The sequence below is a fragment of the Undibacterium pigrum genome (assembly GCF_003201815.1).
Lineage (GTDB): Bacteria > Pseudomonadota > Gammaproteobacteria > Burkholderiales > Burkholderiaceae_D > Undibacterium > Undibacterium pigrum.
Genome location: NZ_QJKB01000003.1, coordinates 148,411 through 173,380, shown reverse-complemented (window position 1 = coordinate 173,380; position 24,970 = coordinate 148,411). Strand labels below are relative to the sequence as shown.

General features: G+C 51.6%; 23 protein-coding genes. 11 read left to right on the top strand and 12 right to left on the bottom strand.

The genetic code is table 11. The features are described 5' to 3' along the window. Positions 1–43: 43 nt before the first annotated feature. The 4 genes from DFR42_RS11670 to ubiA all read right to left on the bottom strand — a co-directional run bounded on the left by DFR42_RS11670 (position 44) and on the right by ubiA (position 2,053). Positions 44–364: a YqjK family protein gene (locus DFR42_RS11670; RefSeq protein WP_110255161.1), complete on the bottom strand. Its 321-nt coding sequence runs from the start codon at positions 362–364 to the stop codon at positions 44–46. A gap of 3 nt (positions 365–367) precedes the next feature. Then, positions 368–754 (bottom strand): phage holin family protein, encoded by a 387-nt coding sequence (locus DFR42_RS11665; RefSeq protein WP_110255160.1) that lies wholly within the window; start codon positions 752–754, stop codon positions 368–370. A gap of 3 nt (positions 755–757) precedes the next feature. Beyond that, complete coding sequence (locus DFR42_RS11660) at positions 758–1,069, bottom strand: ElaB/YgaM/YqjD family protein (RefSeq protein WP_110255159.1); 312 nt, start codon at positions 1,067–1,069, stop codon at positions 758–760. Between the two features lie 117 nt (positions 1,070–1,186). Then, positions 1,187–2,053, bottom strand: coding sequence for a 4-hydroxybenzoate octaprenyltransferase (ubiA, locus tag DFR42_RS11655; protein WP_211324276.1), 867 nt, complete (start codon positions 2,051–2,053; stop codon positions 1,187–1,189). Between the two features lie 212 nt (positions 2,054–2,265). On the opposite strand from ubiA, the gene ugpB reads away from it, so the two are divergent. The 4 genes from ugpB (at position 2,266) to DFR42_RS11635 (ending at position 6,553) form a co-directional block, all read left to right on the top strand. Beyond that, positions 2,266–3,579 carry a sn-glycerol-3-phosphate ABC transporter substrate-binding protein UgpB gene (ugpB, locus tag DFR42_RS11650; protein ID WP_110255158.1) on the top strand — a complete coding sequence of 438 codons (1,314 nt, stop codon included), beginning with the start codon at positions 2,266–2,268 and terminating at the stop codon, positions 3,577–3,579. Positions 3,580–3,739: 160 nt separating this feature from the next. Next, positions 3,740–4,621 (top strand): sn-glycerol-3-phosphate ABC transporter permease UgpA, encoded by an 882-nt coding sequence (ugpA, locus tag DFR42_RS11645; protein ID WP_110255157.1) that lies wholly within the window; start codon positions 3,740–3,742, stop codon positions 4,619–4,621. 2 nt (positions 4,622–4,623) lie between these two features. Further along, positions 4,624–5,475, top strand: coding sequence for a sn-glycerol-3-phosphate ABC transporter permease UgpE (gene ugpE / locus DFR42_RS11640; protein ID WP_110255156.1), 852 nt, complete (start codon positions 4,624–4,626; stop codon positions 5,473–5,475). A gap of 1 nt (position 5,476) precedes the next feature. Then, entirely contained in the window at positions 5,477–6,553 is a 1,077-nt protein-coding gene (locus DFR42_RS11635) for a sn-glycerol-3-phosphate import ATP-binding protein UgpC (RefSeq protein WP_110255155.1), read from the top strand. A gap of 23 nt (positions 6,554–6,576) precedes the next feature. On the opposite strand, the gene DFR42_RS11630 is transcribed toward DFR42_RS11635, so the two are convergent. Next, complete coding sequence (locus DFR42_RS11630) at positions 6,577–6,795, bottom strand: hypothetical protein (RefSeq protein WP_146218830.1); 219 nt, start codon at positions 6,793–6,795, stop codon at positions 6,577–6,579. A gap of 252 nt (positions 6,796–7,047) precedes the next feature. Here DFR42_RS11630 and DFR42_RS11625 point away from each other — a divergent pair, with 252 nt between their 5' ends. Further along, the gene (locus tag DFR42_RS11625; protein ID WP_110255153.1) at positions 7,048–7,836 is read left to right on the top strand and encodes a helix-turn-helix domain-containing protein; all 789 of its coding nucleotides are present in this window, start codon (positions 7,048–7,050) and stop codon (positions 7,834–7,836) included. On the opposite strand, the gene DFR42_RS11620 is transcribed toward DFR42_RS11625, so the two are convergent. The 5 genes from DFR42_RS11620 to DFR42_RS11595 form a co-directional block, all read right to left on the bottom strand. Then, positions 7,809–10,064 (bottom strand): patatin-like phospholipase family protein, encoded by a 2,256-nt coding sequence (locus tag DFR42_RS11620; protein ID WP_110255152.1) that lies wholly within the window; start codon positions 10,062–10,064, stop codon positions 7,809–7,811. The two genes, DFR42_RS11625 and DFR42_RS11620, sit on opposite strands and share 28 nt — an antisense overlap. A 200-nt stretch (positions 10,065–10,264) precedes the next feature. Then, complete coding sequence (gene rimJ / locus DFR42_RS11615) at positions 10,265–10,810, bottom strand: ribosomal protein S5-alanine N-acetyltransferase (protein WP_110255151.1); 546 nt, start codon at positions 10,808–10,810, stop codon at positions 10,265–10,267. 19 nt (positions 10,811–10,829) lie between these two features. Further along, positions 10,830–11,774, bottom strand: a complete 945-nt coding sequence (locus DFR42_RS11610) for a hydrogen peroxide-inducible genes activator (protein ID WP_110255150.1) — start codon at positions 11,772–11,774, stop codon at positions 10,830–10,832. A gap of 352 nt (positions 11,775–12,126) precedes the next feature. Continuing rightward, positions 12,127–13,038: an SDR family NAD(P)-dependent oxidoreductase gene (locus DFR42_RS11605; protein ID WP_110255149.1), complete on the bottom strand. Its 912-nt coding sequence runs from the start codon at positions 13,036–13,038 to the stop codon at positions 12,127–12,129. 1,035 nt (positions 13,039–14,073) lie between these two features. Beyond that, on the bottom strand, positions 14,074–14,892 hold the full coding sequence (locus DFR42_RS11595; RefSeq protein ID WP_110255147.1) for an SDR family NAD(P)-dependent oxidoreductase: 819 nt from the start codon (positions 14,890–14,892) through the stop codon (positions 14,074–14,076). A gap of 135 nt (positions 14,893–15,027) precedes the next feature. Between DFR42_RS11595 and DFR42_RS11590 the strand changes: the two genes are divergently transcribed. Continuing rightward, positions 15,028–15,906, top strand: a complete 879-nt coding sequence (locus DFR42_RS11590; protein WP_110255146.1) for a LysR family transcriptional regulator — start codon at positions 15,028–15,030, stop codon at positions 15,904–15,906. A gap of 32 nt (positions 15,907–15,938) precedes the next feature. On the opposite strand, the gene DFR42_RS11585 is transcribed toward DFR42_RS11590, so the two are convergent. Both DFR42_RS11585 and recG read right to left on the bottom strand, forming a co-directional pair. Continuing rightward, a complete protein-coding gene (locus DFR42_RS11585) occupies positions 15,939–16,427 on the bottom strand; it encodes a GNAT family N-acetyltransferase (protein WP_110255145.1) in 489 nt (162 codons plus the stop codon). Between the two features lie 6 nt (positions 16,428–16,433). Then, the gene (gene recG / locus DFR42_RS11580) at positions 16,434–18,590 is read right to left on the bottom strand and encodes an ATP-dependent DNA helicase RecG (RefSeq protein WP_110255144.1); all 2,157 of its coding nucleotides are present in this window, start codon (positions 18,588–18,590) and stop codon (positions 16,434–16,436) included. A 195-nt stretch (positions 18,591–18,785) separates the two neighbouring features. Here recG and queA point away from each other — a divergent pair, with 195 nt between their 5' ends. The 5 genes from queA (at position 18,786) to yajC (ending at position 24,914) form a co-directional block, all read left to right on the top strand. Further along, positions 18,786–19,835 (top strand): tRNA preQ1(34) S-adenosylmethionine ribosyltransferase-isomerase QueA, encoded by a 1,050-nt coding sequence (gene queA, locus DFR42_RS11575; protein ID WP_110255143.1) that lies wholly within the window; start codon positions 18,786–18,788, stop codon positions 19,833–19,835. Then, positions 19,828–20,961 (top strand): tRNA guanosine(34) transglycosylase Tgt, encoded by a 1,134-nt coding sequence (tgt, locus tag DFR42_RS11570; protein ID WP_110255142.1) that lies wholly within the window; start codon positions 19,828–19,830, stop codon positions 20,959–20,961. Before queA ends, tgt begins: the two co-directional genes overlap by 8 nt. A gap of 125 nt (positions 20,962–21,086) precedes the next feature. Beyond that, on the top strand, positions 21,087–22,610 hold the full coding sequence (locus DFR42_RS11565; protein WP_110255141.1) for a flavin monoamine oxidase family protein: 1,524 nt from the start codon (positions 21,087–21,089) through the stop codon (positions 22,608–22,610). A gap of 259 nt (positions 22,611–22,869) precedes the next feature. Further along, positions 22,870–24,306: a YdgA family protein gene (locus tag DFR42_RS11560; RefSeq protein WP_110255140.1), complete on the top strand. Its 1,437-nt coding sequence runs from the start codon at positions 22,870–22,872 to the stop codon at positions 24,304–24,306. 341 nt (positions 24,307–24,647) lie between these two features. After that, the gene (gene yajC, locus DFR42_RS11555; RefSeq protein ID WP_245936956.1) at positions 24,648–24,914 is read left to right on the top strand and encodes a preprotein translocase subunit YajC; all 267 of its coding nucleotides are present in this window, start codon (positions 24,648–24,650) and stop codon (positions 24,912–24,914) included. Positions 24,915–24,970: the final 56 nt, after the last annotated feature.

The window sequence follows — 24,970 nt, the reverse complement described above, 5'->3', positions numbered from 1 at the left end:
GTGTAGAACTGCTTGAACAGAGTGCAGCCGAGTTCGGCTGAACTCAACTATTCGTATCTGCGCGCATGCGTTGCACTATCGTTGCGACGCTGCGCCAGGTTTCCCAGCCCAGCAGTGCAGACTTGGCAAAAGAAAATATTCTTCTGGGTTTGAGCACCAGCACGGCAGCTACTGCCAGGCCACCCAGTAAGGGACGTTGCCTGGCAATTTGCCCGGCTTTGCCAAGCAAGCCCACAGCAACATCGGCCATGCCCAGGGATTGCTTAAGTTCATTGCAATGTATCGTCATCAGGCTGCGCTCTGCCTGTATCTTGAGCAATAATGTCTGACGTCGCAAGGCCAGTTTTTGCTGATGATTTCCCATGCCTTAAACCTGTTCCTTTTTGCTGGTGTCGACACCACGCAGGCTGGCGGCATCTTTTTTCAATTCTGCCAGGCTGTGTGACAAGAAACTGGATTTTTTGCTGAACTTGCTACGTAGCCACATGAATATCCCCAGAGACAAGAAGCTAAACAGTGCCAGCAAACTGAGCAGAACGGTATAGCGATAAGTATCCCAAAATGCAGCAACCACAGTCAGTACTGCCAGCAGGACGGCGATGCCGGCAAAAAACAGAGCCGCCAGCGACCACAGCAGGCTGGAAGAAAAATGTGCGAGCTCTTCTTCCAGTTCTACTGCAGCCAGTTCCAGGCGGGTGTGGACAAGATTGCTCAGGGTGCTGGCAACTTGCCTCAGCGAGTCGCTGATGGCCATTGCTTATCTGCTACGGCCAATTAGCAAGCCCACCAGCAGGCCTACGCCAGCAGCAATGCCGGCAGACTGCCATGGATTTTCTTTGACATACACATCAGTCGCTTTGGCGGCTTCTTTGGTGCGGGTGACGACTAGATCTTCTATGCGCTCAACTTCTGCCTTGGCATTTTTCAAGGTTTTTTCAAAGCGGGCTTTGGCAGATTTAAAACCTTCACTGCCTTGCTGTTCAGTATTCTTCAACAGCTCTTCAGCATCACGGATGACGAGATGCAAGTCGTTCATCAGTTGCTCTCTATGTTCATCTACTGTACTCATGATTCGTCCTTTCAGGTGTGGAAGTGAATTTCAGTTTACTCAAAATGGGTGCCTGTCGTTTGCGCAAGCACAAAATTAGACACCAATACTGCATTGAGAAATTAACAATCTATTGGATTACTTTACTGCATAGTCAATGGCAATGCCAGCAAAGATTGCTGCACCCAGCCAATTGTTATTGATGAAAGCCGCAAAACAGGCCATGCGTTCACGTTCGCGTATCAGGGTGTAATGATAGATAGCGAAGCCTGTCGCAACGCCCATACCGGCAAAGAACCAGGTACGCAAGCCCAATTGCCAGCCCGTCAGCAAGATCAGGGCAAAGCTGATGGCATAACACAGCATGACAGCCAGCACATCATAGCTGCCAAAGGTGATGGCAGAAGTCTTGATACCTATCTTCAAGTCGTCGTCCCTGTCCACCATCGCGTACTCAGTGTCATAGGCAACTGCCCAGAATACATTCGCCAACAGCAGTACCCATGCTGCCAGCGGCACGGTATTTTGCACGGCTGCAAAGGCCATGGGTATGCCAAAGCCAAAGGCGATGCCCAGATAGGCCTGGGGGATGGCAAAGAAACGCTTGAAATACGGGTAGCTGCCCGCCACTACAACAGCCACCACCGATAGCATCTTGGTCAGACTGTTCAAAGGCAGGATCAGGCAAAAAGAAATCAGCGCCAGTACCACGGCAACGCCGACGGCTTCCTTGCCGGATATCTTGCCACTGGTCAGTGGCCGGTCTGCCGTGCGTTTCACATGACGGTCAAAGTCACGATCTGCATAATCATTGATGGCGCAACCGGCAGAACGCATCAGGGCTGTGCCCAGACTGAAAATCAATAACAGGTGCCAGTCTGGCTGGCCGTTCGAGGCTATCCATAGCGCCGCCAGCGTGGGCCAGAGCAATAAAAGTATGCCTATGGGCTTGTGCAGCCTGACCAGTTTGATATACCAGCCCAGGCGAGTCAGCAAGAAATTCATGATTCAGCTTTGTTGTTGCGCATGGCAGAATTATAAGTGCTATCTATACATAGAGTGGTGCAGGGTGATATCTTAATGAATTGCTACACTCAGTGCTTGCCTGAAAGCCTGAAAACCTCATGTCTTCCGGGTCACCCATGTTACTCATGTCAATTCGGCGTCATGATGTTGCAACAATATTACATAATTATTAGAAGTTTTCCGGGATTACTATGAAACTGCAAACCAAACTGGCCTGGGCCAGTGCTGCTGTATTGATGAGCCTGGCTGGCTCTGCCCATGCAGTGACGGAAATAAGCTGGTGGCATTCGATGACGGGCGCGCTGGGCGACCGCGTGACAGCACTGGCAGACCAGTTCAATAAAAGCCAGAATGAATACAAGGTAACCGCCGTCTATAAAGGCAGTTATGACGAAGCCCTGGCCGCTGGTATCGCAGCTTTCCGCGCCGGTAATGCGCCGCATATTCTGCAAGTATTTGAAGTCGGTACTGCGACCATGATGTATGCCAAGGGTGCGGTCAAGCCAGTATCTGAAGTCATGAAGGTCGCGGGTGAAAAATTTGATGCCTCTGGCTATGTCGCCGCAGTGGCGGGTTATTACACTTCACCTAAAGGTGAAATGCTGTCCTTTCCTTTCAATAGTTCAACCACCGTGTTTTACTATAACAAGGATATGTTTGCCAAAGCTGGCATGGACGCCAACAAGGCACCATCAACCTGGCAAGAAGTGGTCGCTGCTGCTGCCCGTCTCAAAGCCAGCGGCGAAAAATGCGCTTACACCACAGGCTGGCAAACCTGGGTACACCTGGAAAGTTTTTCAGCCTGGCACAATGTAGAGTTTGCCTCCAAGGGCAATGGCTTTGGCGGCCTTGATGCACGACTGACATTCAATAGCCCACTCCATGTACGGCATATAGAAAACCTGGAAAACTGGGCCAAGCAAGGTTACTTCACTTATGCCGGTCGCAAGAATGAGCCAGAAGCAAAATTCTATTCTGGTGAATGCGGCATGCTGACTTCGTCCAGTTCTGCCTATGGTAATGTTGCCAAGAATGCCAAGTTCAAATTTGCCGTTGCACCGTTGCCTTACTATTCTGACGTCAAGGGCGCACCGCAAAACACCATCATTGGTGGCGCTTCACTGTGGAGCATGAATGGCAAGAAGCCTGAAGAATACAAGGGCGTCGCCAAGTTTTATAAATTCCTCTCCCAGCCAGAAGTGCAGGCCAAATGGCATCAGGAAACCGGCTACCTGCCCATCACCAATGCTGCCTATGAGATGACCAAGAAATCTGGCTTTTATGAAAAAACGCCAGGCCCTGGTGTCGCCGTCCAGCAAATGATAGTCAAGACTACAGACAAATCCCGCGGTATACGCCTGGGCAGTTTTGTGCAGATACGCACCATCATGGATGAAGAACTGGAAGCCGTATGGAGCGGCAAAAAATCAGCCAAGGCCGCACTGGACAATGCTGTTTTGCGTGGCAATGAGTTGCTGGATCGTTTCGAAAAAGCGAATAAGTAAAGTCTTAAGACCTCTCAACACAGAGACACCGAGAAAAGCAAGAGAAAAACAAAACAATCAAAAGCTCAAATAATGCTTTTGTTTTTCTCTGTGCCCCTCTGTGCCCCCTCGGTGTCTCTGTGGTGAGCTTTTTGGTCTTCCCTAAACAATAGAGGTTTTTTTGGAAAAGCGTGCACGGTTTCGTTCAGCCTGGTTGCCTTATCTGCTGCTCTTGCCGCAGTTACTGGTGACAGTGCTGTTTTTTTTCTGGCCTGCAGTGCAGGCCCTGTATCAATCCGTCTTGTTGCAGGATGCCTTTGGCATGTCCACGCAATTTGTCTGGTTTGATAATTTCAAGTCCCTGTTTGCCGATGAAACTTATCTGGCCGCCTTCAAGACCACGGCCATGTTTTCCAGTCTGGTGGCTGTGCTGGGGCTGAGTCTGTCCTTACTGCTGGCGGTTTTTGCAGACAGGGTAGTCAGGGGCAGCTCGATCTACAAGACCATGCTGATCTGGCCATATGCAGTGTCGCCGGTTGTCGTCGGCGTGCTGTGGATGTTCTTGCTCAACCCCACGCTGGGTATTGTTGCCCATGGCTTGCGACACTTTGGTATTGAGTGGAATAATCTCTTGAATGGTCGCCATGCGATGATACTCATCGTCCTGGCCGCAGTCTGGAAGCAGATCAGCTACAACTTTTTATTCTTCCTCGCGGGTTTGCAGTCCATACCCAAGTCGCTGATAGAAGCGGCGGCGATCGATGGTGCCGGGCCGTGGAAGCGCTTCTTCACCATCGTCTTTCCTCTGCTGACACCGACGACCTTCTTCTTGCTGGTCGTGAATATCGTCTATGCGTTTTTTGATACCTTCGCGATCGTTGAGGCGACAACACAGGGCGGCCCTGGCAAGGATACCGAGATCCTGGTGTTCAAGGTTTTCAATGATGGTTTCAAGGGCGGTGATCTTGGCAGTGCCGCCGCGCAGTCCGTCATATTGATGAGCATCGTCATCGTACTGACTGTGCTGCAGTTCAAATACATAGAAAAGAAAGTGCAGTATTAAGCATGATAGAACGCCGGCCTTTTCTGGGTATGTTCAGCCACTTTATCCTGATACTTGGTGTCAGCCTGGTGGCTTTTCCCATCTATGTCGCATTTGTCGCCGCTACCCAGACCGCAGAACAATCTGCCCTGGCCCCCATGTCTTTGATACCGGGTGACCAGCTCTGGGTCAATCTGCAGGCAGTGCTGGGCACAGGTACTTCAGGCAATGTCGCCAGCAGTCCGGTCGGACGCATGATGTGGGTCAGCCTGATATCTGCGCTGATGATTGCCATAGGCAAGATTTCAATTTCCATGTTGTCTGCCTTTGCGCTGGTGTATTTTCGCTTCCCTGGCCGCACGCTGTTTTTCTGGATGATTTTTGTCACCCTGATGTTGCCTGTCGAAGTACGTATCAGCCCGACTTATAAAGTGGTGTCTGACCTGTCCATGCTCAACAGCTACGCCGGGTTGACGGTGCCGCTGATTGCCTCGGCGACAGCAACCTTCTTGTTCAGGCAATTCTTTTTAACCGTACCCGATGAACTGGCAGAAGCCGCGCGCATCGATGGTGCAGGCCCCTTGCGCTTCTTCAAGGACATACTGTGGCCGCTGTCGCGCACCAATGTGATTGCGCTGTTTGTCATCATGTTCATCTATGGCTGGAACCAATACCTCTGGCCCTTGCTGGTATCGACGGAACAGAATATGTACCCGATAGGTGTGGGTATCAAGCGCATGATTGCTGGTGGTGATGCCGCAGTCGAATGGAATATGGTGATGGCGACCCTGTTGCTGGCGATGTTGCCACCCGGGCTGGTGGTGGTCATCATGCAAAAATGGTTTGTTAAAGGTTTGGTAGATTCAGAAAAATAGCATGGCACAACTACATTTTAAAAACGTCACCAAAACTTACGGCAAGGGCGACAAGGCTGTTGCTGTCATCCATGGCGTTTCCATGGATATCAATCATGGTGAATTCATTGTCATGGTTGGCCCTTCTGGCTGCGGTAAATCGACGCTCTTGCGTATGGTTGCAGGGCTGGAAGAAATCACTTCTGGCGATATCGTCATTGGCGACAGAGTCGTCAATAATCTGGAACCCAAGGACAGGGATATCGCCATGGTGTTCCAGAACTATGCGCTGTACCCGCACATGAGCGTCTATCAGAACATGGCTTATGGTTTGAAGATACGTGGTTTTTCCAAAGCCGATATTGAAACCCGGGTGCAAAAAGCGGCGCAGATACTGGAGCTCGGTGCACTGCTGGACAGAACCCCGCGCCAACTTTCTGGCGGCCAGCGTCAGCGCGTTGCCATGGGGCGTGCCATCGTCCGGGAACCAGCAGTATTTTTATTTGATGAACCGCTGTCGAATCTGGATGCTAAATTGCGGGTGCAAATGCGCCTGGAAATCCAGCGCCTGCACAAGGCACTGGGTACTACCAGCCTGTATGTCACGCATGATCAGGTCGAAGCCATGACCCTGGGTCAGCGCATGATAGTCATGAACGGTGGCGTGGCAGAGCAGATAGGTACACCGGCAGAAGTGTATGCGACCCCAGCCACTACCTTTGTCGCCAGTTTCATCGGTTCACCTCCCATGAATCTCTTGCGTGGCAAAGTCTCAGAAAATGGCAGGCAGATGCAGATAGGTCATGCGACGCTGTCATTGCCGCTGGTGCAGAGCGAAGCAGAGCGCGTCGCCAACCGTGAATTGATACTGGGTGTGCGCCCAGAACATTTGTTCATAGGCATGCCAGGCCTGCCATTTGAAGTACAACTGGTAGAGTCGCTTGGGGCAGATTTGCTGGTGCATGGTTTATGTGGAAGTGAATCCATCGTCATCCGTACACCGGCAGGTACCGAAGTAGAAGCTGGACAACGTATTACAGCAGGCTTTGCGGCTGATGTCGTGCACTGGTTTGACCCTGTCAGCAAGCAACGTATTTAGGCAAGAAGGAGCAGGGCAGTCTTTCAGACTATCAATGCCGCCTTGCGCTGTGGCCTGTACTGTCTCATGAGCTCAGTACGGGCACTGGCACGGCTGGGTGGGCTGCTCAATCCATTCGCCTTGTCAAATGCAGGACCATGTTTCTCTGTATGTTGGCCACACATATAACCGAGACCAAATACGGTCAGAGTTAAAAGTACAGCAGTGACATATCTGCGTATCGTGTCACTGTTTTCATTCATGTTGCTTCCTGCTTCCATATCTGTTTCCTCTGGACTGAATTACTGCGCTGAAGGTACTTAATATTTTCACAAGCAGCGCATTTCAATTCTGATATGTCCTGCTATTGAACTTCACGCAGCTTTTGCAGGTCGAAGTGTCGCAATTAATTAAAAAACGTACCAGAAAATTGCTGAAGGAATTGTTATTCAGTATGTTTGGTATTGATATGCGATACTATTTGCAAAATTTCACATTTAGCCAGAAAGCACTCCATGAGTTCACCCGAATTGGTCTTGAAAGTCTTGCGTTCAGAATTGCGTGCCGCAGGCGTGACTTATAAAATGCTGGCCGAGCGCATAGGCATGAGTGAGTCCAGCATGAAGCGCATGTTTGGGCAAAAAGACATGAGCCTGTCGCGCCTGGCAGAAATCTGCAAGGCTTCTGGTATTGCCATGGAAGATGTACTGCGCCAGGCGGCAGATGTTACCCCGCATGCAGATAACCTGAGCCTTATGCAAGAGCAGTCGCTGATGGCTGACCCCAAATTATTGCTGGTGGCGATATGCTGCCTGGGGCACTGGACGCTGGAGCAAATCATAGAAACCTATCACTTGTCAGAAGCTGAATGTGTCTTGCACCTGATTGCACTCGACAAGCTGGAAGTCATAGAACTGCGCCCCCTGAACCGTTACCGCCTCAAGGTTTCACCTGCGTTTCACTGGCGTCCTGATGGCCCGGTGCAGCAGTATTTCAGGGATGTGGTCGTCAGCGATTACTTTACCGGCAGCTTTGATGGGCAGGGTGAAACCCTGCTCTTTGTGCCAGCCAGGGTGTCATCGCATAGCGCCATGGAGATGGTGCAGAAAATACAGCAACTGGCGGCTGAGCTGGCGCGCTTGCATCAGGATGACCGCCGTCTGCGGCCGGAAGAGCGTGATGGCTTTACCTTGCTCGTCGGTTTCCGCTCCTGGGAATTCTCGGCCTTTACGGCGCTGCGTCGCCCGGAGGCAGCAGCGCCAGTCAAAGGCCTGACTCACCAGATAGGCCCCAGGAAAAGATAAAGCGAAGAGCCGTTGCCACGGGTGGCACCGGCACCAAAGAACAGCGGCCCAAAACGGGTATCCATAGAGACAAAGGCACTGGCTGCCTGTTTCAGGGAACCCAGGCGCAGCGCTTTGCCATCACCATAAGTATCACCCAGTTCCAGCGAGAACCCCGTGCGTATCGCACCACCGATGGTCGTTGGCAGAGAACCTATCTTGCGAGCCAGGACCAGGCGGCCAAAAGCGGTAGCATTGCCTTCCAGCGAGTTGTTGGCCGTGCCTGACAGGCGCAAGAAGCCACCCAACGGATTTGGCGCGTTGCCGCGTCCAGAACGGCTCCATTCACCGTACAGATGACCAGCCCAGTCACCGAGCTGGAAGGCAGACAAGGCATCAATTTGGGATTGTGCCAGCGAACGTTGACCGGGACCTTGTGCCGGAGAATGTTCCCAGCTTGAGGAAATCAGATAGCCGCGGCTGGGGTTGGCCAGCGAATCGAGGGTGTCCAGGCGAAAACGCAAGAAGTGCGTCGTATTGTAATAGCGCAAGCTGTCCTGCTCTGTATTGGCGGGTAACAGAAAATCTACTTTACCAAAACTGCGGCTGGCACCGGCTTCTATGGTGCCCCAGTTATCAAGCTGGCGCCCAAAGGTCAGGCTGGCTTGTGTGCCGCGCAAACCCACGCGCAATTTCTTGCGCCCTTCTTCATACAGGTTCAGGCTGCTGCCATTGTATTCAATGGACGGGGCGACATACCAGGGTGAGCCCGAGCCCAGTGGTTGCCAGAATTGCGTCCCAGCCAGACGCTGACTGCCTATGCGGGCATAGCTGCGTAATTCAGCGCCATAGTTATTGAGGGAAGATGCGATGTGCATGACACTCAGGCCAAAACGGTTTTCATCGGCAAAATCACTGGTCAGTTCCAGACCCACCCGCAAGCGGTTGCGGCTGGAGTTTGACTCGAATGGTTTGATTAGCACATTGCGTTTGCCATCTTCATCGCTGATGACGGTTTCTATATTGTCGATATCGCCACGCCCATACAGCTTGCCCGAGGCTTGCCTGATCTGTTCCTGGGAAAGGACCTGGCCAGGCTTCAAACCTGTCTGTGCTATCAAGGCCTGGGGATTGATATAGCGCGGGCCTTCGACTGTTATTTTTGCCAGTGGTAATTTATCGGCAGTATTTTTTGCAACCTGCCCGGCGTTAGAGCGCTGGTATTCAAACATGGCATATTGCTCATCCGGTACCCGCAAGGCACTCAGTTGCACTGCCATTTTGTTGGCGGCAGCTTCGCCGGCCTTGATGGTTTGCTGATACAAGCCAAAATCGAGAAAACTGGTGCCTGATAATTCTGGTGCGATCAGTACATCGGATTTGCGCAAGTCCTTGATTGATCGTTGCACGTTTTGTTCGGTCAGGATTTGCAGCATCTGTTTGGTGACGTCAATGGCGCTATTGAGTTCATGCTCCTTCGCCAGTGGTGTGCCGACATTGACAGCGATGATGATATCCGCTCCCATGCTGCGTGCCAGCTCCACTGGCAAATTGCTGACCAGGCCGCCATCGACGACCAGCTTTTGCTTGATACGTACAGGTGCAAAAACACCGGGCAAGGCCAGTGAGGCGCGCATCGTCATCAGCAAAGGTGTGTCATTCAACTCCACCATCTCGCCAGTCAGCAGGTCAGAGGCAACAGACAGGAAGGGCAGGGCCAGTTGATTGACCGGCTGGTCGCGCATACCTTCAGGCATCAGGCGGGTCAGGGCGTTTTCCAGGGCGGCATTACCGGCTGCTGCAGGGGGTAAAAATACGCCAGACTTGGTCACCGCAAACTCTATGCGTGAAGGCAGCATCAAGTCTTCTTCCTTGCGGCGGAAATCCAGGTCGTAGCGGGCAGGACGGTCAGCCAGCACGCTGTCCCAGTCAGTTTCCTTGACGATTTGTTCCAGTTCATCGGCAGAGCGCCCGGCAGCATAAGCACCGCCAACGACAGCACCTATGCTGGTGCCAACCACCATATCCACAGGTATGCGCATTTTGCGCAGGGCGCGCAAGACGCCGATATGGGCAAAACCACGCGCACCGCCGCCTGACAAAACCAGGGCCACTTTGGGACGGCTGACCTGGCCATTGGCAGTAGCACTGGAATTGGGAGCATCGCCAGGGGTTTGCGCCTGGCTGTCAAAGGTAAGGATGCTGGCTGCCATGCAGGCAATGAGCAGCAGGACTCGGGACAATGACATGAACTGAAGCTTTCTGTAGAAATGTGGTGAGCGGGCCTGTTGTTACAGACCTCACTTGCCAGCGTGTTTCGCGAAAGACCGCAGTATATATCGCCTTGCACTATGATGAGCAGTTTGCTAATTCGTGAAGCTGGTTCCAGTTATCCAGCTTACTTATATGACTTAGTTTCTGGCTCAGTTGTTAAGCTCCGTTCTCAGACTCAGTTATCAACATTCACCAGTGCAGTCAAAATATGGTCACGCCAGACACCATTAATTTTGAGGTAAGACTTGGCATAACCTTCCTTCTCAAAACCCAGGCGTTCCAGCAAGGCGGCGCTGCGCAGGTTTTCAGGCACATAATTGGCCATGACGCGATGCAGGCCCTGCTGCTGGAACATATGGCCAATTCCAGCCCTCACGGCCTCCTGCATATAACCCTGGCCTTGCTGCTTTTCGGCGATCGCATAACCCAGGTGGCAGGCATGAAAAACTCCACGGACGATATTGCTGAAATTACAAATGCCTATCATCTTTTCATCCATGCACACCGCAAAATGCACCGCCAGGCCTGCGTCTATCAGGCGTGAGCTGGCAAGCAGTCTTTCTTCGCATTTTTCCAGGGAGAAAAACTCTTCGTCACGCACCGGTTCCCAGGGGGCCAGGTGGCTGCGGTTGGTCAGCAGATATTCTTGCAGCATGGCGGCATGCTCAGGCATCAATACCCGCAATTGCAGGCGTGCAGTTGCTATCACATCTTTGTTCATGGTACGGGGGAGGTAAAAATTATTGAGTGCTGGGCGCTTCGTCCAGCATGGTGACACCAGGCAAATCGCAAGCCAGCACCGCCTTGCGTATGGCTTCAATCGCCGCCTGACGGGTGAAACTCTTGCGCCAGGCAATCACGACACGACGGTCTGGTGCCGGTGCAGTAAATGGCAGGTAACGCAGCATGCCATCCTTGGCATCGAGGTCTGGCACTGAGGCCATTGGTAACACGGTGATGCCTATGCCAGACGCGACCATGTGCCGTATGGTTTCGAGTGAAGAGCCTTCAAAAGTGCGGGCAATGCCGTCACCAGCAGTCGAGTAACGCGACATTTCCGGACACACTTCCAGCACTTGATCGCGGAAACAATGACCATTGCCCAGCAAGAGCATGGTTTCTGATTTCAATTCTTCGGCCGAGACTTCCTTGCGTTCTGCCCAGGCATGATCACGCGGCATGGCAACCACAAAGGGTTCGTCGTACAGCGGCTGTATCATCATGCCCTGGTCCGGCAGGGGCAGGGCCATGATAGCAGCATCGAGTTCACCCTGGCGCAATAATTCCATCAGTTTGACGGTGAAGTTCTCTTGCAGTACCAGAGGCATTTGCGGCACCTGCTGTATCATGGTTTTGACCAGGGTAGGCAGCAGGTAGGGGCCTATCGTATAAATAACGCCGAGGCGGAAAGGTCCAGCCAGCGGGTCTTTGTTTTGTTTGGCGATTTCCTTGATGGCGGCGGTCTGTTCCAGCACACGCTCAGCCTGGGCAACAATCTGCGCCCCCAGCGGGGTAGTCGAAACCTCGGTGCCGCCACGTTCAAAAATAGTGACGCCCAGTTCATCTTCGAGTTTTTTGATGGCGACAGACAGCGTAGGCTGAGCGACAAAACAGGCTTCTGCCGCATGGCCAAAATGTTTTTGCCGGGCTACGGCAACAATATATTTTAATTCTGTGAGTGTCATGCCGTTAGTTTGGCACAGACTGAGTGCAGCGTCAGCAAGAGCTTTGTACAGAGCGTAAATTTTTTCCTGAATTTAACAATGACAGGGGGAGTATTTTTGGATAATCATACTGTATATACGATATATCCTTGTTTTGGCGCATACTCTGTCAAAAACTAAATTTCAAATCAGTTGCATGCTGTTTGCTGGATTATTGATCAGGAAAGCATAGATAAGCGCAGGCTCTGTAGGAGCGGCTTCAGCCGCGAATGCCTGATACAAGCAAAATGCCCGATACGGTCAAGCGTTCGCGACTAAAGTCGCTCCTACAGAATGATAGAAGCGCTTACTACATTTGAGCAGAGATTCAGCATTAGCCTTTAGATTGACTCATGGCTTTGGTCAACTCCAGATGCCCTTGCGCTGCGCCGCTTTCTGGTACCGCTTCACCATCACGCTGACGGACTTCAGCCAGACGTGCCGCCAGTTGCTCAGGTGCATCTTCACCACGACCTACCCAGACACCTTGTGTCAGGGTAATATTCGCGGCCTCAAAGCTACCCGCACCCGCACACAGGATGGCACGGCTAGGTGCCTGCTCGGATGCCAGTACCAGCATGGCTGGTACTACATCGGACGGCTGCAGGGCCGCCAGGAATTCGGCCGGGAACAGGCTCTCAGTCATGCGGGTTGCCGCCGTTGGTGCCAGGCTATTGACGCGGATATCATACTTGGCCCCTTCCAGCGCCAGCGTTTGCATCAACCCAACCAGGGCCATCTTGGCCGCACCATAATTCGACTGGCCGAAATTGCCATACAAACCTGAAGAGGAAGTGGTCATCACGATGCGACCATATTTTTGTTCTGTCATGATGGCCCAGACTGCCTTGCAGCAATGCACAGCACCCATCAGATGCACATCCAGCACCAGTTTAAAGTCAGCGATATCCATCTTGGCAAAACTCTTGTCGCGCAAGATACCGGCATTATTGACCAGGATATCAATCCGCCCCCATTGCGCCATGGTATCTGCCACCATAGACTGCACTGCTTCAAAGTCGGTGACCGATGCACCGTTGGCTATCGCCTCACCACCAGCCGCACGGATTTCTTCGACGACTGCCAGCGCAGCAGCGGATGAACCACCAGAGCCATCGCGTGCACCACCCAGATCATTCACCACCACTTTCGCACCACGCGCCGCCAGCGCCAGCGCATGTTCACGTCCCAAACCACCACCTGCACCGGTCACGATGGCGACACGGCCTTTGAAATCTATAGTCATTGCTGATCCTTATATTGTGTTTGCACATAGCCAGTGCGTTTGGCATTTATGCGTTGGTCGTCTTTAGGTTCTGGGGGATTTTACCTTGACATGAGGTGGGGGCGGTAGTTGTGATTTTGACTATGGAGTGGGGGAGATGATTTGCCAATGAGGATTTGCACTCTCAGCAAATTGATGCAGGTTTTCTCAAATAGTTTTTGCAGAAGCCATTCCTTTGCATTTTACCCAACTCCTAAATACGTCATTCCAGCGTGGGGTTAGCTGGAATCCAGTGGCGTTCTTGGTATATCGTGGTGTGATTAAACTTCAGATCCTTATTGTTTTACGTCTCTGCTTCTCAAATGCCTGTACACATATTTTAAGATTGCCGGCCGGTGGTAGACCGGCAACTACCCACCTTTTTGTCTCGCCAAAAAAGGTGGGCCAAAAAGGCGACCCAGGCGTCGTCGCCCCCTAAAGGGGGTTCCCGTTTGTGCAGTACAAAAAATGGGAAGGCCCGAAACTCGCTACGCTCAGACAGCGGTCCTTCTTTTTCCATTTTCTGTACCGCACAAACGGCGTCGACACATGGGAACTGCAGAAAGTCAAAATCAACAGCAAAACCAAGATTGATCAACGATGCTCAACGATATATGCATAACGGTTGCATTGACGTTGTAGTTGTTTTTGATCTGCACCCGCTTGGGACGATGTAATTTGTGTGTCACAGAAAATGGATTAGAAAGCTTCGGTGTCTGAGGTGTAGCTGGGATTTCGAGATGCATGCATCTCGCCAGCGTAACGGCAATCGCTTGCAAGCGATTGTGCGCCCTGCAAGGATAGCGAGTTTCGAAGCTTTCCCATTTTTTGTGATGCACAAATTATGCTGGAGCGTAGCGTAAGCACCCACAGGGCGAGTCTGCGGTCGCCTTTCTTTGAATACGTTCTTTGGCGAAGCAAAGAACGTATTTCGGCTGCCGGGCCGAGACCCGGCTTGTATCTACGAAGGATAGACGTTTTTATAAAAACTCAAATGTACAACAAAGGTGCTCGCCCTCAAACATGCTCCGCCACAAACCCATTAAACCATGGGCGCAAGCCGCCTATGGTAAAGCCGCCATCGACCAGCAAACTTTGCCCGGTCACAAAGCGCGCATCTTCGGACAATAGCCATAGTACGGCATCGGCCACATCTTCCGGCTGGCCTATGCGTTGTAATGGGGTTTGCTTTTCAAATGGCAGTGCAGATGTTCTGGATGCCAGTACGCCGCTGGCCATGGGGGTGGCGATGATACCGGGGCTGACGTTGTTGATGCGGATTTGCAGGGGGCCGACTTCGACGGCGACCGTGCGTGTTAATGCATCAAGTGCGGCTTTTCCAGCGGCATAGGCTGACAGGCCGGGCATGGCACCGTGGGCAGTCCAGGAGGAGGTGTTGACGATGGCACCACCGACACCGGCTGCCTGCATGGCGGCTATTTCGTGTTTCAGGCAGGCGAAGACGCCGCGCAGGTTGGTCGCCATAACAGCATCGAAGTCAGCCAGACTGGTTTCCTGGAAGGGCTGGAAGCCACCCAGGATGCCAGCGTTATTCCAGGCCATGTGCAAGCCGCCAAAGGTGGACACGGTTTTTTGTACCAGTGCCTGGACTTGTTCCGCATCTGAGACATCGGCAGCAATGGCAAGGGCGATGCCGCCCGCTGCCTTGATTTCATCGGCAACCAGATTTATTTCTGCCGGACGGCGGCCAGCGATGACGACGTTGGCTCCTTCGCGACCAAAGCGCTGGGCGGCGGCCTTGCCCATGCCAGTTCCTCCACCTGTGATGAGGACAGTACGATTGGCAAAACGGGATGCAAGTGTGGTGATAGTCATGGTGTAGCTCCAAAAATTGTGCGGGAATCGCTGTTTGTTTGCCAGCAAAGGCTGCAAACAAGGCTGTATTCTTATTTGAAACTAAAATGAGATAAACGAGTCTATGATTGATACATCTGCAATCAGGAGTGTTGAATGGATTTATTGGATAGCATGAAGGTCTATGTTCTTGCCGTGGAAAAAGGCAGTCTGAGTGGAGCTGCCACGGCTTGCGGGATTTCTGCAACCATGGCGGGCAATCATTTGCGTATGCTGGAAAAACGCCTGGGCATGCAATTACTGCAAAGGACTACCCGGCGTCAGCACCTGACAACCTTTGGCGAGGATTACTACACGCGCTGCAAGGAAATCTTGAGGCTGGTCGATGAAACCGACAAGCAGGCGCAAAACCTGCAACTGGCTCCTGCAGGTAAATTGCGCATTACGGCGCCAGTCAGTTTTGGTACTGAGGCGCTGATGCCTGCATTGTCAGAATATCTGGCGCGCTACCCTGAAGTCAGCGTCGATGTCAGTTTGTCTGACCGTGTCATGGATATGCTGGAAGAAGGTTTTGAAGTGGCGATACGCATAGGTGAATTGCCTGATTCTGCACTCATCGCTAAATCATTGCGCCCATATCGCCTGATGATCTGCGCCTCACCTGATTATCTGGCGCGTAATGGCACGCCAGGAAAGCCTGAAGATTTGACGAATCATGAATGCCTGTCTTTCAGCCCGGCGGCTATTACCAACTGGCGCTTGCAGGATCAGGATGATATTTATCGCATCCCCGTTACCGGCAGGCTACAAGTCAATCATGGCCAGGCTTTGCGGGTTGCTGCCTTGCATGGTCTGGGCATCGTCTTGCAGCCAGCAATACTGTTGCAGGCAGATGTGAAGGCCGGGCTTTTGGTACAGCTATTTCCCGATTATGAATTACCCAGTCGTGCGCTGAGTGTGGTTTATCTGCAGGACAGATACCGCACGCCCAAGCTGCGCAGTTTTGTGGATTTCATGGTGGAGAAGTTTGGCTGATCTTGTGATCTTAATCGGGCAATGTGATGAAATCAGGCTTTGCCAATTTTCTTTTGCATGATGATTGCACCACCAAATTCCGGGTTCAGTTCATACGGGGCAAAACCTTCTGCGCGATACAGATTTTGCGCACGGGTATTTCCCTCCAGCACTTCCAGCGTCATCTTGCAATAACCCTGTTGTTCAGAGAGAGCAGTCAGATGCTGCATCATTTTATTGCCTATGCCCTGGCCACGAAAATCAGGGTGTACGGCAAAATCGTGGATATTCAATAAAGACTTGCAGGCAAAGGTGGAAAAGCCTTCTATGCAAATCGCAAAACCAGCAGCCTGATCATTCACATAAGCGAGAATTGCGCGCACGGTATTGCGTTTTTTGAGCTCGCTAATGAGATTGGCTTGCGCATAATCAGATAGTGCCTCACCACCACCCATGGCATCCAGCGCATACATATTGAGCATGTTGACCAGGTCTTTGGCATGCTGTGGGTTATTGACATCAACATTAACGATATTCAACATAGGTTTTTATACTCGTAAAAATTCTTCTTTATATCCCAGCCAGCGCTCCAAATGAGCAGCAACGGTGATGGGGTCATTTTTTAATAGTTCATCGGCCAGATTGCGTGCCTTATCCACCAGCCATTGATCGGTTTCCAGGTTGGCAAAGCGTAACATGGCTTCACCGGACTGGCGTGCGCCGAGGAATTCACCGGGGCCGCGCAATTCCAGGTCCTTGCGCGCAATTTCAAAACCATCATTACTCTCGCGCATGGTGGCCAGCCTTTGCTTGGCCGTGCCACCCAGCGGGCCTTGGTACAGCAACAGGCAGACACTGGCTGCGGCACCACGGCCTACGCGGCCACGTAGCTGATGCAATTGCGACAGGCCAAAACGTTCAGCATGTTCTATCACCATCAGGCTGGCATTCGGTACATCGACGCCAACTTCAATCACCGTGGTAGCCACCAGCACCTGGCTGTCATTGCGGATGAAGGCTTCCATCGTCGCCTGTTTTTCTGCCGGTTTCAGGCGGCCATGGACCAGACCCACCTTCAGTTCTGGCAGGGCTTCAGCAAGCATGGTGTGCGTGTCAGTTGCGGTTTGCAGTTGCAGGGTTTCTGATTCTTCTATGAGGGGACATACCCAATAGACTTGTTTGCCTTCCTGTCCCGCAGCTTGCACGCGGGCAATGACTTCGTCACGGCGGTTCTGGTCGATGACCCGGGTGACGATAGGTGTGCGGCCTGGCGGCAGTTCATCAATGATGGATACTTCCAGGTCAGCATAGTAAGTCATCGCCAAGGTGCGCGGGATAGGCGTTGCCGACATCATCAATTGATGCGGCACCTTGCCCGCCTCGGTCTTGTTGGCCAGGTTCAGGCGCTGGCTGACGCCAAAGCGGTGTTGTTCATCGACGATGACCAGGCCCAGTTTCTTGAATTGCACACTGTCCTGTATCAGGGCGTGAGTACCTATCACCAGTTGGGCCTCACCAGAAGTGATGAGTGCATTGGCGGCATCTTTTTCTTTTTTCTTCAGGCTGCCAGTCAGCCAGGCGGTTTTAACACCCAAGGGTTCCAGCCAGGCAGCAATTTTCCTGAAATGCTGTTCGGCCAGAATTTCTGTTGGTGCCATCAGCGCTGCCTGAAAACCATTGTCTATCGCCTGCGCTGCTGCCAGTGCTGCAACGATGGTTTTGCCGCTGCCTACGTCACCCTGCAACAGGCGTTGCATGGGGAAGGCTTCACGCAAATCATCGCGTATCTCGGCCAGCACTTTTTCTTGCGCCTTGGTCAGAGAAAACGGCAGGTTCAGCAAAAAGGAATTGCTGAGTTCACCCACCAGTGGCAGGGCATTTGCGCCTTTGCTGCGGCGGGTAATTTGTGCGCGCTTCAATGATAATTGCTGGGCCAGCAGCTCATCGAATTTCATGCGTTCCCAGGCCGGGTGTTCGCGTTCTATCAGGCTATGCTGATCGACATCCGGCGGCGGATTGTGCAGTATGCGTATGCTGCTTTCAAAATCCTGCAAATGCAGAGCAGCCAGGCGCGCAGGCGACAAGGTGTCATGCCAGTTGACGCGTGTCATTGCATTGGCAATGGCCTTGCGTAATAAGGCTTGTGGCACGCCTTCGCCGGACGGATAAACAGGTGTCAGCGCAGTCGGCAAAGGTGCGCCTTCATTGACGATCTTGTAGTGAGGATGCACCATCTCTGCACCAAAGAAACCATGACGTAATTCACCACGCGCGCGTACCCGCACGCCAACTGCCATTTGCTTGGTCTGGTTGCCATAAAAATTCAGGAAGCGCAGCACGACCTGGCCACTATCGTCGGCAATAGTCACGACCAGTTGACGGCGCGGGCGGTACTGGATATCACATTCTGTGACCACGCCCTCAACCTGCACACTGCTGCCACCACGGAAAGAGGCATCGCGCATGCTGACGATTTCAGTTTCATCTTCATAGCGCATAGGTAAATGCAAGACAAAATCCATGTCCTTGCGCAAGCCTAACTTAGCAAGTTTTTCACTGGCCTTGGCTGCGGTGTTAGCGGGGGTTTTGGCCTTTTTTGCAGGTTTTTTGGAGCTGGAGTCAGGCAAGGCAGTAATGCCAGCGATAGCTGGATCAGCTTGTGTATTATTTAACTCTGCACTTGCACTTTGGTCTTCAGCGGCCATGGGGTGTAAAATGGTGGGTTTTGCTGTTAGCTTACTTTTTTCAGGAAATTCACAAAACCTTGGTTTCAGGCTGTTTGTCTGTGATCTTACCCGGGTTTGCTACGATAGTGTGCATTCTACTGGTATTTTATACAGTGTAAAGTAGCTTTATGTCTGTTTTTCCTGTTTTACCTCCGATTTTTGTAGAATTTTTGCATGTCTTACTCCCTAAGTGATTTTGATTTTGAACTGCCTGAAGCCCTGATCGCGCAAACACCTTTGCCCGACCGTACCGCTTCACGCCTCTTGCATGTCGACGGTGATACGCTGGTTGACAGGCATTTTGCTGACATCATCAACCAGCTCAATGCCGGTGATTTGCTGGTATTTAATGATACCCGTGTACTCAAGGCACGCTTCTTTGGTGTCAAGGAAAGCGGCGGCAAGATACAGATGCTGGTCGAGCGTGTACTGTCGAACAATGACAAGGAGCGCAGCGTGCTGGCCCAGATGCGCGCTTCCAAGTCGCCACTGCCGGGTAGCAAAATCCGCCTGGCAGACAGTTTTGATGTCATCGTTGGTGAGCGTGTTGGTGAATTCTTTACCCTGTATTTCCCGTCAGATATCTTCACGCTGCTGGAAACCTATGGCCGCCTGCCTTTGCCGCCGTATATAGAACATGATGCCGACGACTTTGACGAGCAGCGTTACCAGACCGTCTATAACCGCGTGCCAGGTGCGGTAGCCGCGCCAACGGCTGGCCTGCATTTTGACGAGGCGCTGTTGCAGCGTTGCCAGGATAAGGGCATCAAACTCGCCTATGTAACCCTGCATGTGGGTGCTGGTACTTTCCAGCCTGTGCGTACCGAAAACCTGGCAGATCACCAGATGCACAGCGAATGGTATACCGTGCCTGATGAAACCGTCGCAGCAGTGCAGGCCACCAAAGCCGCCGGTGGCAAAGTGGTGGCTGTCGGCACCACCAGCATGCGTGCGCTCGAATCTGCTTCACAAACAGGCAGCTTGCAGACAGGCAGTGATGACACCCGTCTGTTCATCACGCCCGGTTATGTATTCAAGACCGTGGACAGGCTTATCACTAATTTCCACTTACCAAAATCCACTTTGATGATGCTGGTATCGGCATTTGCCGGGTATGATCGCGTCCGCGCTGCTTATGCTCACGCTATCGCTCAACAATATCGTTTTTTCAGCTATGGCGATGCCATGCTGCTGACCAATTCCTCCGGGGAAGACCATGCTTGAATTTACACTCATTAAAAAAGATAAAACTACTGCTGCACGTCGTGGCCGTGTCAAAGTCAACCATGGTGAAATCGAAACGCCTATCTTCATGCCAGTCGGTACTTATGGTTCGGTCAAGGCCATGTCGCCGCTGGAATTGAAAGAGATCGATGCGCATATCATTCTCGGCAATACCTTCCACCTGTGGCTGCGCCCGGGCACGGATGTACTCAACAAATTTGGTGGCCTGCATGGTTTCATGGGCTGGGATAAACCTATCCTGACTGACTCAGGCGGCTTCCAGGTATTTTCGCTGGGTGCGATGCGCAAGATCACGGAAGAGGGCGTCAAGTTTTCTTCGCCTATCAGTGGTGAGCGCCTGTTCCTGTCGCCAGAAATCTCCATGCAAATCCAGCGCGCACTGAATTCGGATATCGTCATGCAGTTCGATGAATGCACGCCTTACGAAATCGATGGCAGGCCAGCGACGACAGAAGAAGCCGGCAAATCCATGCGCATGTCATTGCGCTGGGCCAAGCGTTCCATTGATGAATTCAACCAGGGTGAAAACCCGAATGCCCTGTTCGGCATCGTACAGGGCGGCATGTTTGAACACCTGCGCGATGAATCCCTGGCTGGATTGAATGAGCTGAATTTCCACGGCATCGCCATCGGCGGCCTGTCTGTAGGCGAGCCTAAAGAAGACATGATGCGCGTACTCGCGCACGTCGGCCCCAAACTGCCAGAAAACAAACCGCATTACCTCATGGGCGTAGGCACACCAGAAGACCTGGTGGCAGGTGTAGCCAATGGCATAGACATGTTCGATTGCGTCATGCCTACCCGCAATGCGCGCAATGGCTGGATCTTCACCCGCTTTGGTGATATCAAGATCAAGAATGCGCGTTACAAGGAAGACAAGGAACCGCTGGATGCGACCTGTGAATGCTATGCCTGCAAGAATTTTTCGCGCGCCTACCTGCACCATTTGCACCGCACTGGCGAAATCCTGGGCGCACGTTTGAACACCATCCACAATCTGCATTACTACCTGGATTTGATGAAAAACATCCGTAAAGCATTGGACGACGAACGCTTCCCTGAGTTCGTACAGCAGTTCCACGCTGACCGCGCGCGCGGCGTTTGAAGTAGTTGTCTGATTAAATACGGTAAATAATGACGGACTGATCAGTAATACGAATTATATTCAGGGCGCTTGCAGGCAAAATGGCGCTCTCGTCCGAGTGGACAAATGAATACTAGAGGTCTGATATGAATTATCATCCCGTCATTATTGCCGGCGGCGGCATTTCTGGTCTGTATTGTGCCTGGCGCCTGGCCTTGTCCGGGCAAAAAGTCGTGGTGCTGGAAGCTTCATCTGACCGCTGGGGTGGTCGCATAGAAACTGAAGACCTTGACGGCTTTATTGCTGAATGGGGCCCCATGCGTTTCGAGCCTACCCTGCAACCGCGCTTCGATAAATTGTGCCGTGACCTGGGCGTCAAGCTGACCGAGTTCAGCGGGCCAGAAGGGGAAGAAGTCAACGCACCTACCTATGATTTGCCTGCCGAGGAAATGGGTCTCAATTCCCTGCAATTGCTCAAGCGAGGCATCATGCTTATCCTGGGACAAGATCCAGAGGACCAGGCCTGGATAGATGCGCAGACTGAAGCCGATTACCAGCGCATGCGCAAACATGCGCAACTCAATGGTCAGCCGCTGTGGAGCATGGGTTTCTGGAACGCCATGTCGGCGGAAGGCGCGCTCAGCCATCTGGCATTGACCAAGCTGCGCGATACTGGCACTTTCTATCACATGATCCCGGAAAACCTGAATGCGATAGAGTGGATCATCTGGTGGCTGCGCGCCCTGAAAACCGTAGGCCAGCAGCTGGCCAGCGTGGATGGTGGCACGGCAAAACTGACAGAGAGCCTGATGGCCAAATTGCGTGGCCTCAGCAATGTGACGCTGGCTGGTGGTCATATGCTGACCAGTTTCAAGCAAATCGCCATGGGCCAGCCCAGGCTGGAACTGGATGTACATACCAAAAATGGCAATATACAGTTGCAGACCGACAGGCTGATCCTGGCCTTGCCCAGGATGCCGCTGGTGAAACTGGCATCCTGCCTGCCTGAACACGTCTCTTCACAGCTTGATGCAGTGAATGGTTTCCCCATGTTGAAACTGTTCTTCGTCACAGATTCACCCTGGTGGGATTATTCACAGCGCCCGCAACAATATGCGAGTTGCCTGCCTACCCGTGAAATTCATTATTTCCGCCGCCCGCAAGGCCAGGACAAGGATGGACACGGCATGGTCTTGCTGTACATGGACCGCCCATCGACAGAATTCTGGAAACACTATGTCATGGAAGCCGACAAGCATGACCGCGCCGAGATAGACCAGAACGTCAAGATCGTTGACGCTTTTTCCTTGTTCGTTGCGCGTGATGTGAAGCGTCTCGTCGATATCAAACGTTCGGGCCTGAAACTGACTGACCAGGCCCAGCACATGTTTGAAGAGAAATCACTGGAAGATACCCGCGACTTTATCAAGAATTCCATCGTTACCTACGGTATACGCGACTGGGCCAGAGCTCCTTATGGCGCGGCCAATCATGGCTGGCAGCCAGGTGTGCGTTCATGGAAAGTCATGGATGTGTTCAAGGCTTTCGACTTTGGCAGCGGTGCCAAGAATATACACATTGTTGGTGAAGCATATTCCGATTACCAGGGCTTTGTTGAGGGGGCTTTGAATACCTCTGAGCTGGCATTGGCAACCATACGTACCAACTAAGCGTACCAACTAAGTAAATAAGCTAGGTAATCAGAACTAAGCAGAACTAAGCAGAACTAAGCAGAACAAAGGCAGCAAGCTCAGGCTTGCTGCCTTTTTTAATTTCCTATGTCCGGAAATTCTTGAAAGCCTGCCACATACCAAAGTATTGAGTGTCGAATGCAATAATGACAATCTAAAAGAAGCTTGTTACACTCCATGCTGGCCGCATTGGTCAGATGCCAACATGGCATATGGGTAGTTTAAAACGGAGAAAGTTGTGAATAAAAGTACGAAACTGATCGCGGTGGTAGTGGCTCTGGCGGCATCCTATCCGGCAGCATCCTGGTTCACCGGAAAACAAGTTGAAGCCAAACTGACAGAGTCCAATGATCAGTCCAAGTCTTCTCCCTACGTGAAAGTAGTCAAGCAAGACTATAAGCGTGGTGTATTTTCTTCTGTGCAAGAAACAACGCTGGAGCTGACGCTGGCAAATTTCCCAGGTGTGAAAAAGCCTGAAATGCCTGTTCCTGAGGCTGCAGAAGCACCTGCTGACGGTACGCCGCCAGCAGATGTCGCAGTGGCTATAGAGGAAGAAAAACCAGCCAAACCAGTGCAGATACACTTCATTAATTATATCCAGCATGGCCCTTTGCCAGGTTTCAAAGGTTTTGGTGCTGCTTCCATCAAGACTGAACTGGTGCTGGACGCAGAAACCAAGGCTCAACTTGCTAAAGTCTTTGGCAATGCCACGCCTCTGGAGATTACTTCCCGCCTGACATATGCTGGTGGTGGCCGTGTGTCTATTTCCAGCCCCGCGTTTAATACTGTCATGGAAAAAGAGAACGACAAAGTCGCCTGGCAGGGTTTGACGATGGAAGTCGGTTTCAGTAAAGACTATAAAGATATCAATCTTTATTTGAGTGCCCCTGGCCTGGCAGTAGATAGTCAGGATGGCAAATCATTCAAGCTTGGTGCCATCAGTGTCAAGGCTGATATGAACCTGGCTTATCCTGGCACTAACTTGTACCTGGGTAAAACTGATTCGTCTATCGCCAGTGTCAACTTCACTGACACCTCTAAAGATAAGAAAAGTTTCACCCTTGAGCAATTGAAGCTGACCACAGACGCTACCATGAAGGATGATCTGTTTGATGCCGTTGCCAAATTTGGTGTTGGCAAATTTGTATTTGAACAGCAGGAATTTACTGACTTTCACTATGACTACGGTGTCAGGCGCTTGCATGCACAGTCGCTGGCGAAATTGTCTACTGCTTACTCAAAAGCAGCTGGTGACCCGGAAAAAATGGCTGCCTTGAAAGCAATCTGGGATGAAGTCGCTCCAGTAGTATTGCAAAAAGATCCAGAGTTTTTCCTGGAACGTCTGAGCGTCATGACTGCAGATGGTGAAGCCAAGTTGACAGGTTCTGCCAAACTGGCGGGCGCGACTGCTGCAGATTTCAATAACCCCATGCTGATGATTTCAAAAATCCAAAGCAATCTGGATGTGACACTGACAGAAGCACTGGTCGCAAAACTTGGTGGCGCATCACAAAAAGATCCGGAAATGCAGAAAGCCGCAGCAGATGCCATTAACCAGCAGGTATCGGCCTTTGTAGAGCGTGGTTATATTAATAAAAATGGCAAGCTTCTGAGTTCCAAGCTTGAATGGAAACAAGGCGCGCTGACTGTGAATGGTAAGCCATTCAGTCGTTAAGTATTGCCATAGATATAATAAATTTCTCGCAGTAAGTATGCAGACAATCAACCGCCCAACGGCGGTGATTGTCTGTTTTCATTTTCGCGGCAGCTTTCTTTTCAGATATCCTGACAATTTCCAGAAATTTGCATGGGCGATGCTAAAATAGGGAGCTTTGCTGATTGAAAAATCGGCATTTGGTGCTATATACAAAGAATTGAGCAATAATTGCAACAATTTGTATCCAGTTTCATGCCAAGAAGCTGGTGATCCATTATTAAAATGACAGGAGTCTGAACGTGTTTATTTCCAATGCTTATGCACAAGCAGCCGCTGGCGGCGATCTCCAGAGTAATCTGATGAGTATGTGGCCTTTGCTCCTGATGGTAGCAGTGATGTATTTCCTGATGATACGTCCACAAATGAAACGTCAGAAAGAGCAAAGGGCAATGATGGATGCGCTGGCAAAAAACGATGAAGTCGTTACTGCTGGTGGTATTCTGGGTAAAGTAGTCAAGGTCAGCGACGCCTATGTCACCATAGAAGTCGCGAATGGTACAGAAGTTGTCGTACAAAAAATGTCCATCACGATGATGCTGCCCAAGGGCACGATTAAAGCGATTTAATCAGCAAACAACGGCAACGCAGTCCACAATGATCTGGGCTGCGTTGTGCTTTTTTA

Coding starts and splice junctions, on each gene's coding strand:
- DFR42_RS11670 (WP_110255161.1), bottom strand. CDS start 364: ATGGGAAATCATCAGCAAAAACTGGCCTTGCGACGTCAGACATTATTG.
- DFR42_RS11665 (WP_110255160.1), bottom strand. CDS start 754: ATGGCCATCAGCGACTCGCTGAGGCAAGTTGCCAGCACCCTGAGCAAT.
- DFR42_RS11660 (WP_110255159.1), bottom strand. CDS start 1,069: ATGAGTACAGTAGATGAACATAGAGAGCAACTGATGAACGACTTGCAT.
- ubiA (WP_211324276.1), bottom strand. CDS start 2,053: ATGAATTTCTTGCTGACTCGCCTGGGCTGGTATATCAAACTGGTCAGG.
- ugpB (WP_110255158.1), top strand. CDS start 2,266: ATGAAACTGCAAACCAAACTGGCCTGGGCCAGTGCTGCTGTATTGATG.
- ugpE (WP_110255156.1), top strand. CDS start 4,624: ATGATAGAACGCCGGCCTTTTCTGGGTATGTTCAGCCACTTTATCCTG.
- DFR42_RS11635 (WP_110255155.1), top strand. CDS start 5,477: ATGGCACAACTACATTTTAAAAACGTCACCAAAACTTACGGCAAGGGC.
- DFR42_RS11630 (WP_146218830.1), bottom strand. CDS start 6,795: ATGAATGAAAACAGTGACACGATACGCAGATATGTCACTGCTGTACTT.
- DFR42_RS11625 (WP_110255153.1), top strand. CDS start 7,048: ATGAGTTCACCCGAATTGGTCTTGAAAGTCTTGCGTTCAGAATTGCGT.
- DFR42_RS11620 (WP_110255152.1), bottom strand. CDS start 10,064: ATGTCATTGTCCCGAGTCCTGCTGCTCATTGCCTGCATGGCAGCCAGC.
- rimJ (WP_110255151.1), bottom strand. CDS start 10,810: ATGAACAAAGATGTGATAGCAACTGCACGCCTGCAATTGCGGGTATTG.
- DFR42_RS11610 (WP_110255150.1), bottom strand. CDS start 11,774: ATGACACTCACAGAATTAAAATATATTGTTGCCGTAGCCCGGCAAAAA.
- DFR42_RS11605 (WP_110255149.1), bottom strand. CDS start 13,038: ATGACTATAGATTTCAAAGGCCGTGTCGCCATCGTGACCGGTGCAGGT.
- DFR42_RS11595 (WP_110255147.1), bottom strand. CDS start 14,892: ATGACTATCACCACACTTGCATCCCGTTTTGCCAATCGTACTGTCCTC.
- DFR42_RS11590 (WP_110255146.1), top strand. CDS start 15,028: ATGGATTTATTGGATAGCATGAAGGTCTATGTTCTTGCCGTGGAAAAA.
- DFR42_RS11585 (WP_110255145.1), bottom strand. CDS start 16,427: ATGTTGAATATCGTTAATGTTGATGTCAATAACCCACAGCATGCCAAA.
- recG (WP_110255144.1), bottom strand. CDS start 18,590: ATGGCCGCTGAAGACCAAAGTGCAAGTGCAGAGTTAAATAATACACAA.
- queA (WP_110255143.1), top strand. CDS start 18,786: ATGTCTTACTCCCTAAGTGATTTTGATTTTGAACTGCCTGAAGCCCTG.
- tgt (WP_110255142.1), top strand. CDS start 19,828: ATGCTTGAATTTACACTCATTAAAAAAGATAAAACTACTGCTGCACGT.
- DFR42_RS11565 (WP_110255141.1), top strand. CDS start 21,087: ATGAATTATCATCCCGTCATTATTGCCGGCGGCGGCATTTCTGGTCTG.
- yajC (WP_245936956.1), top strand. CDS start 24,648: ATGAGTATGTGGCCTTTGCTCCTGATGGTAGCAGTGATGTATTTCCTG.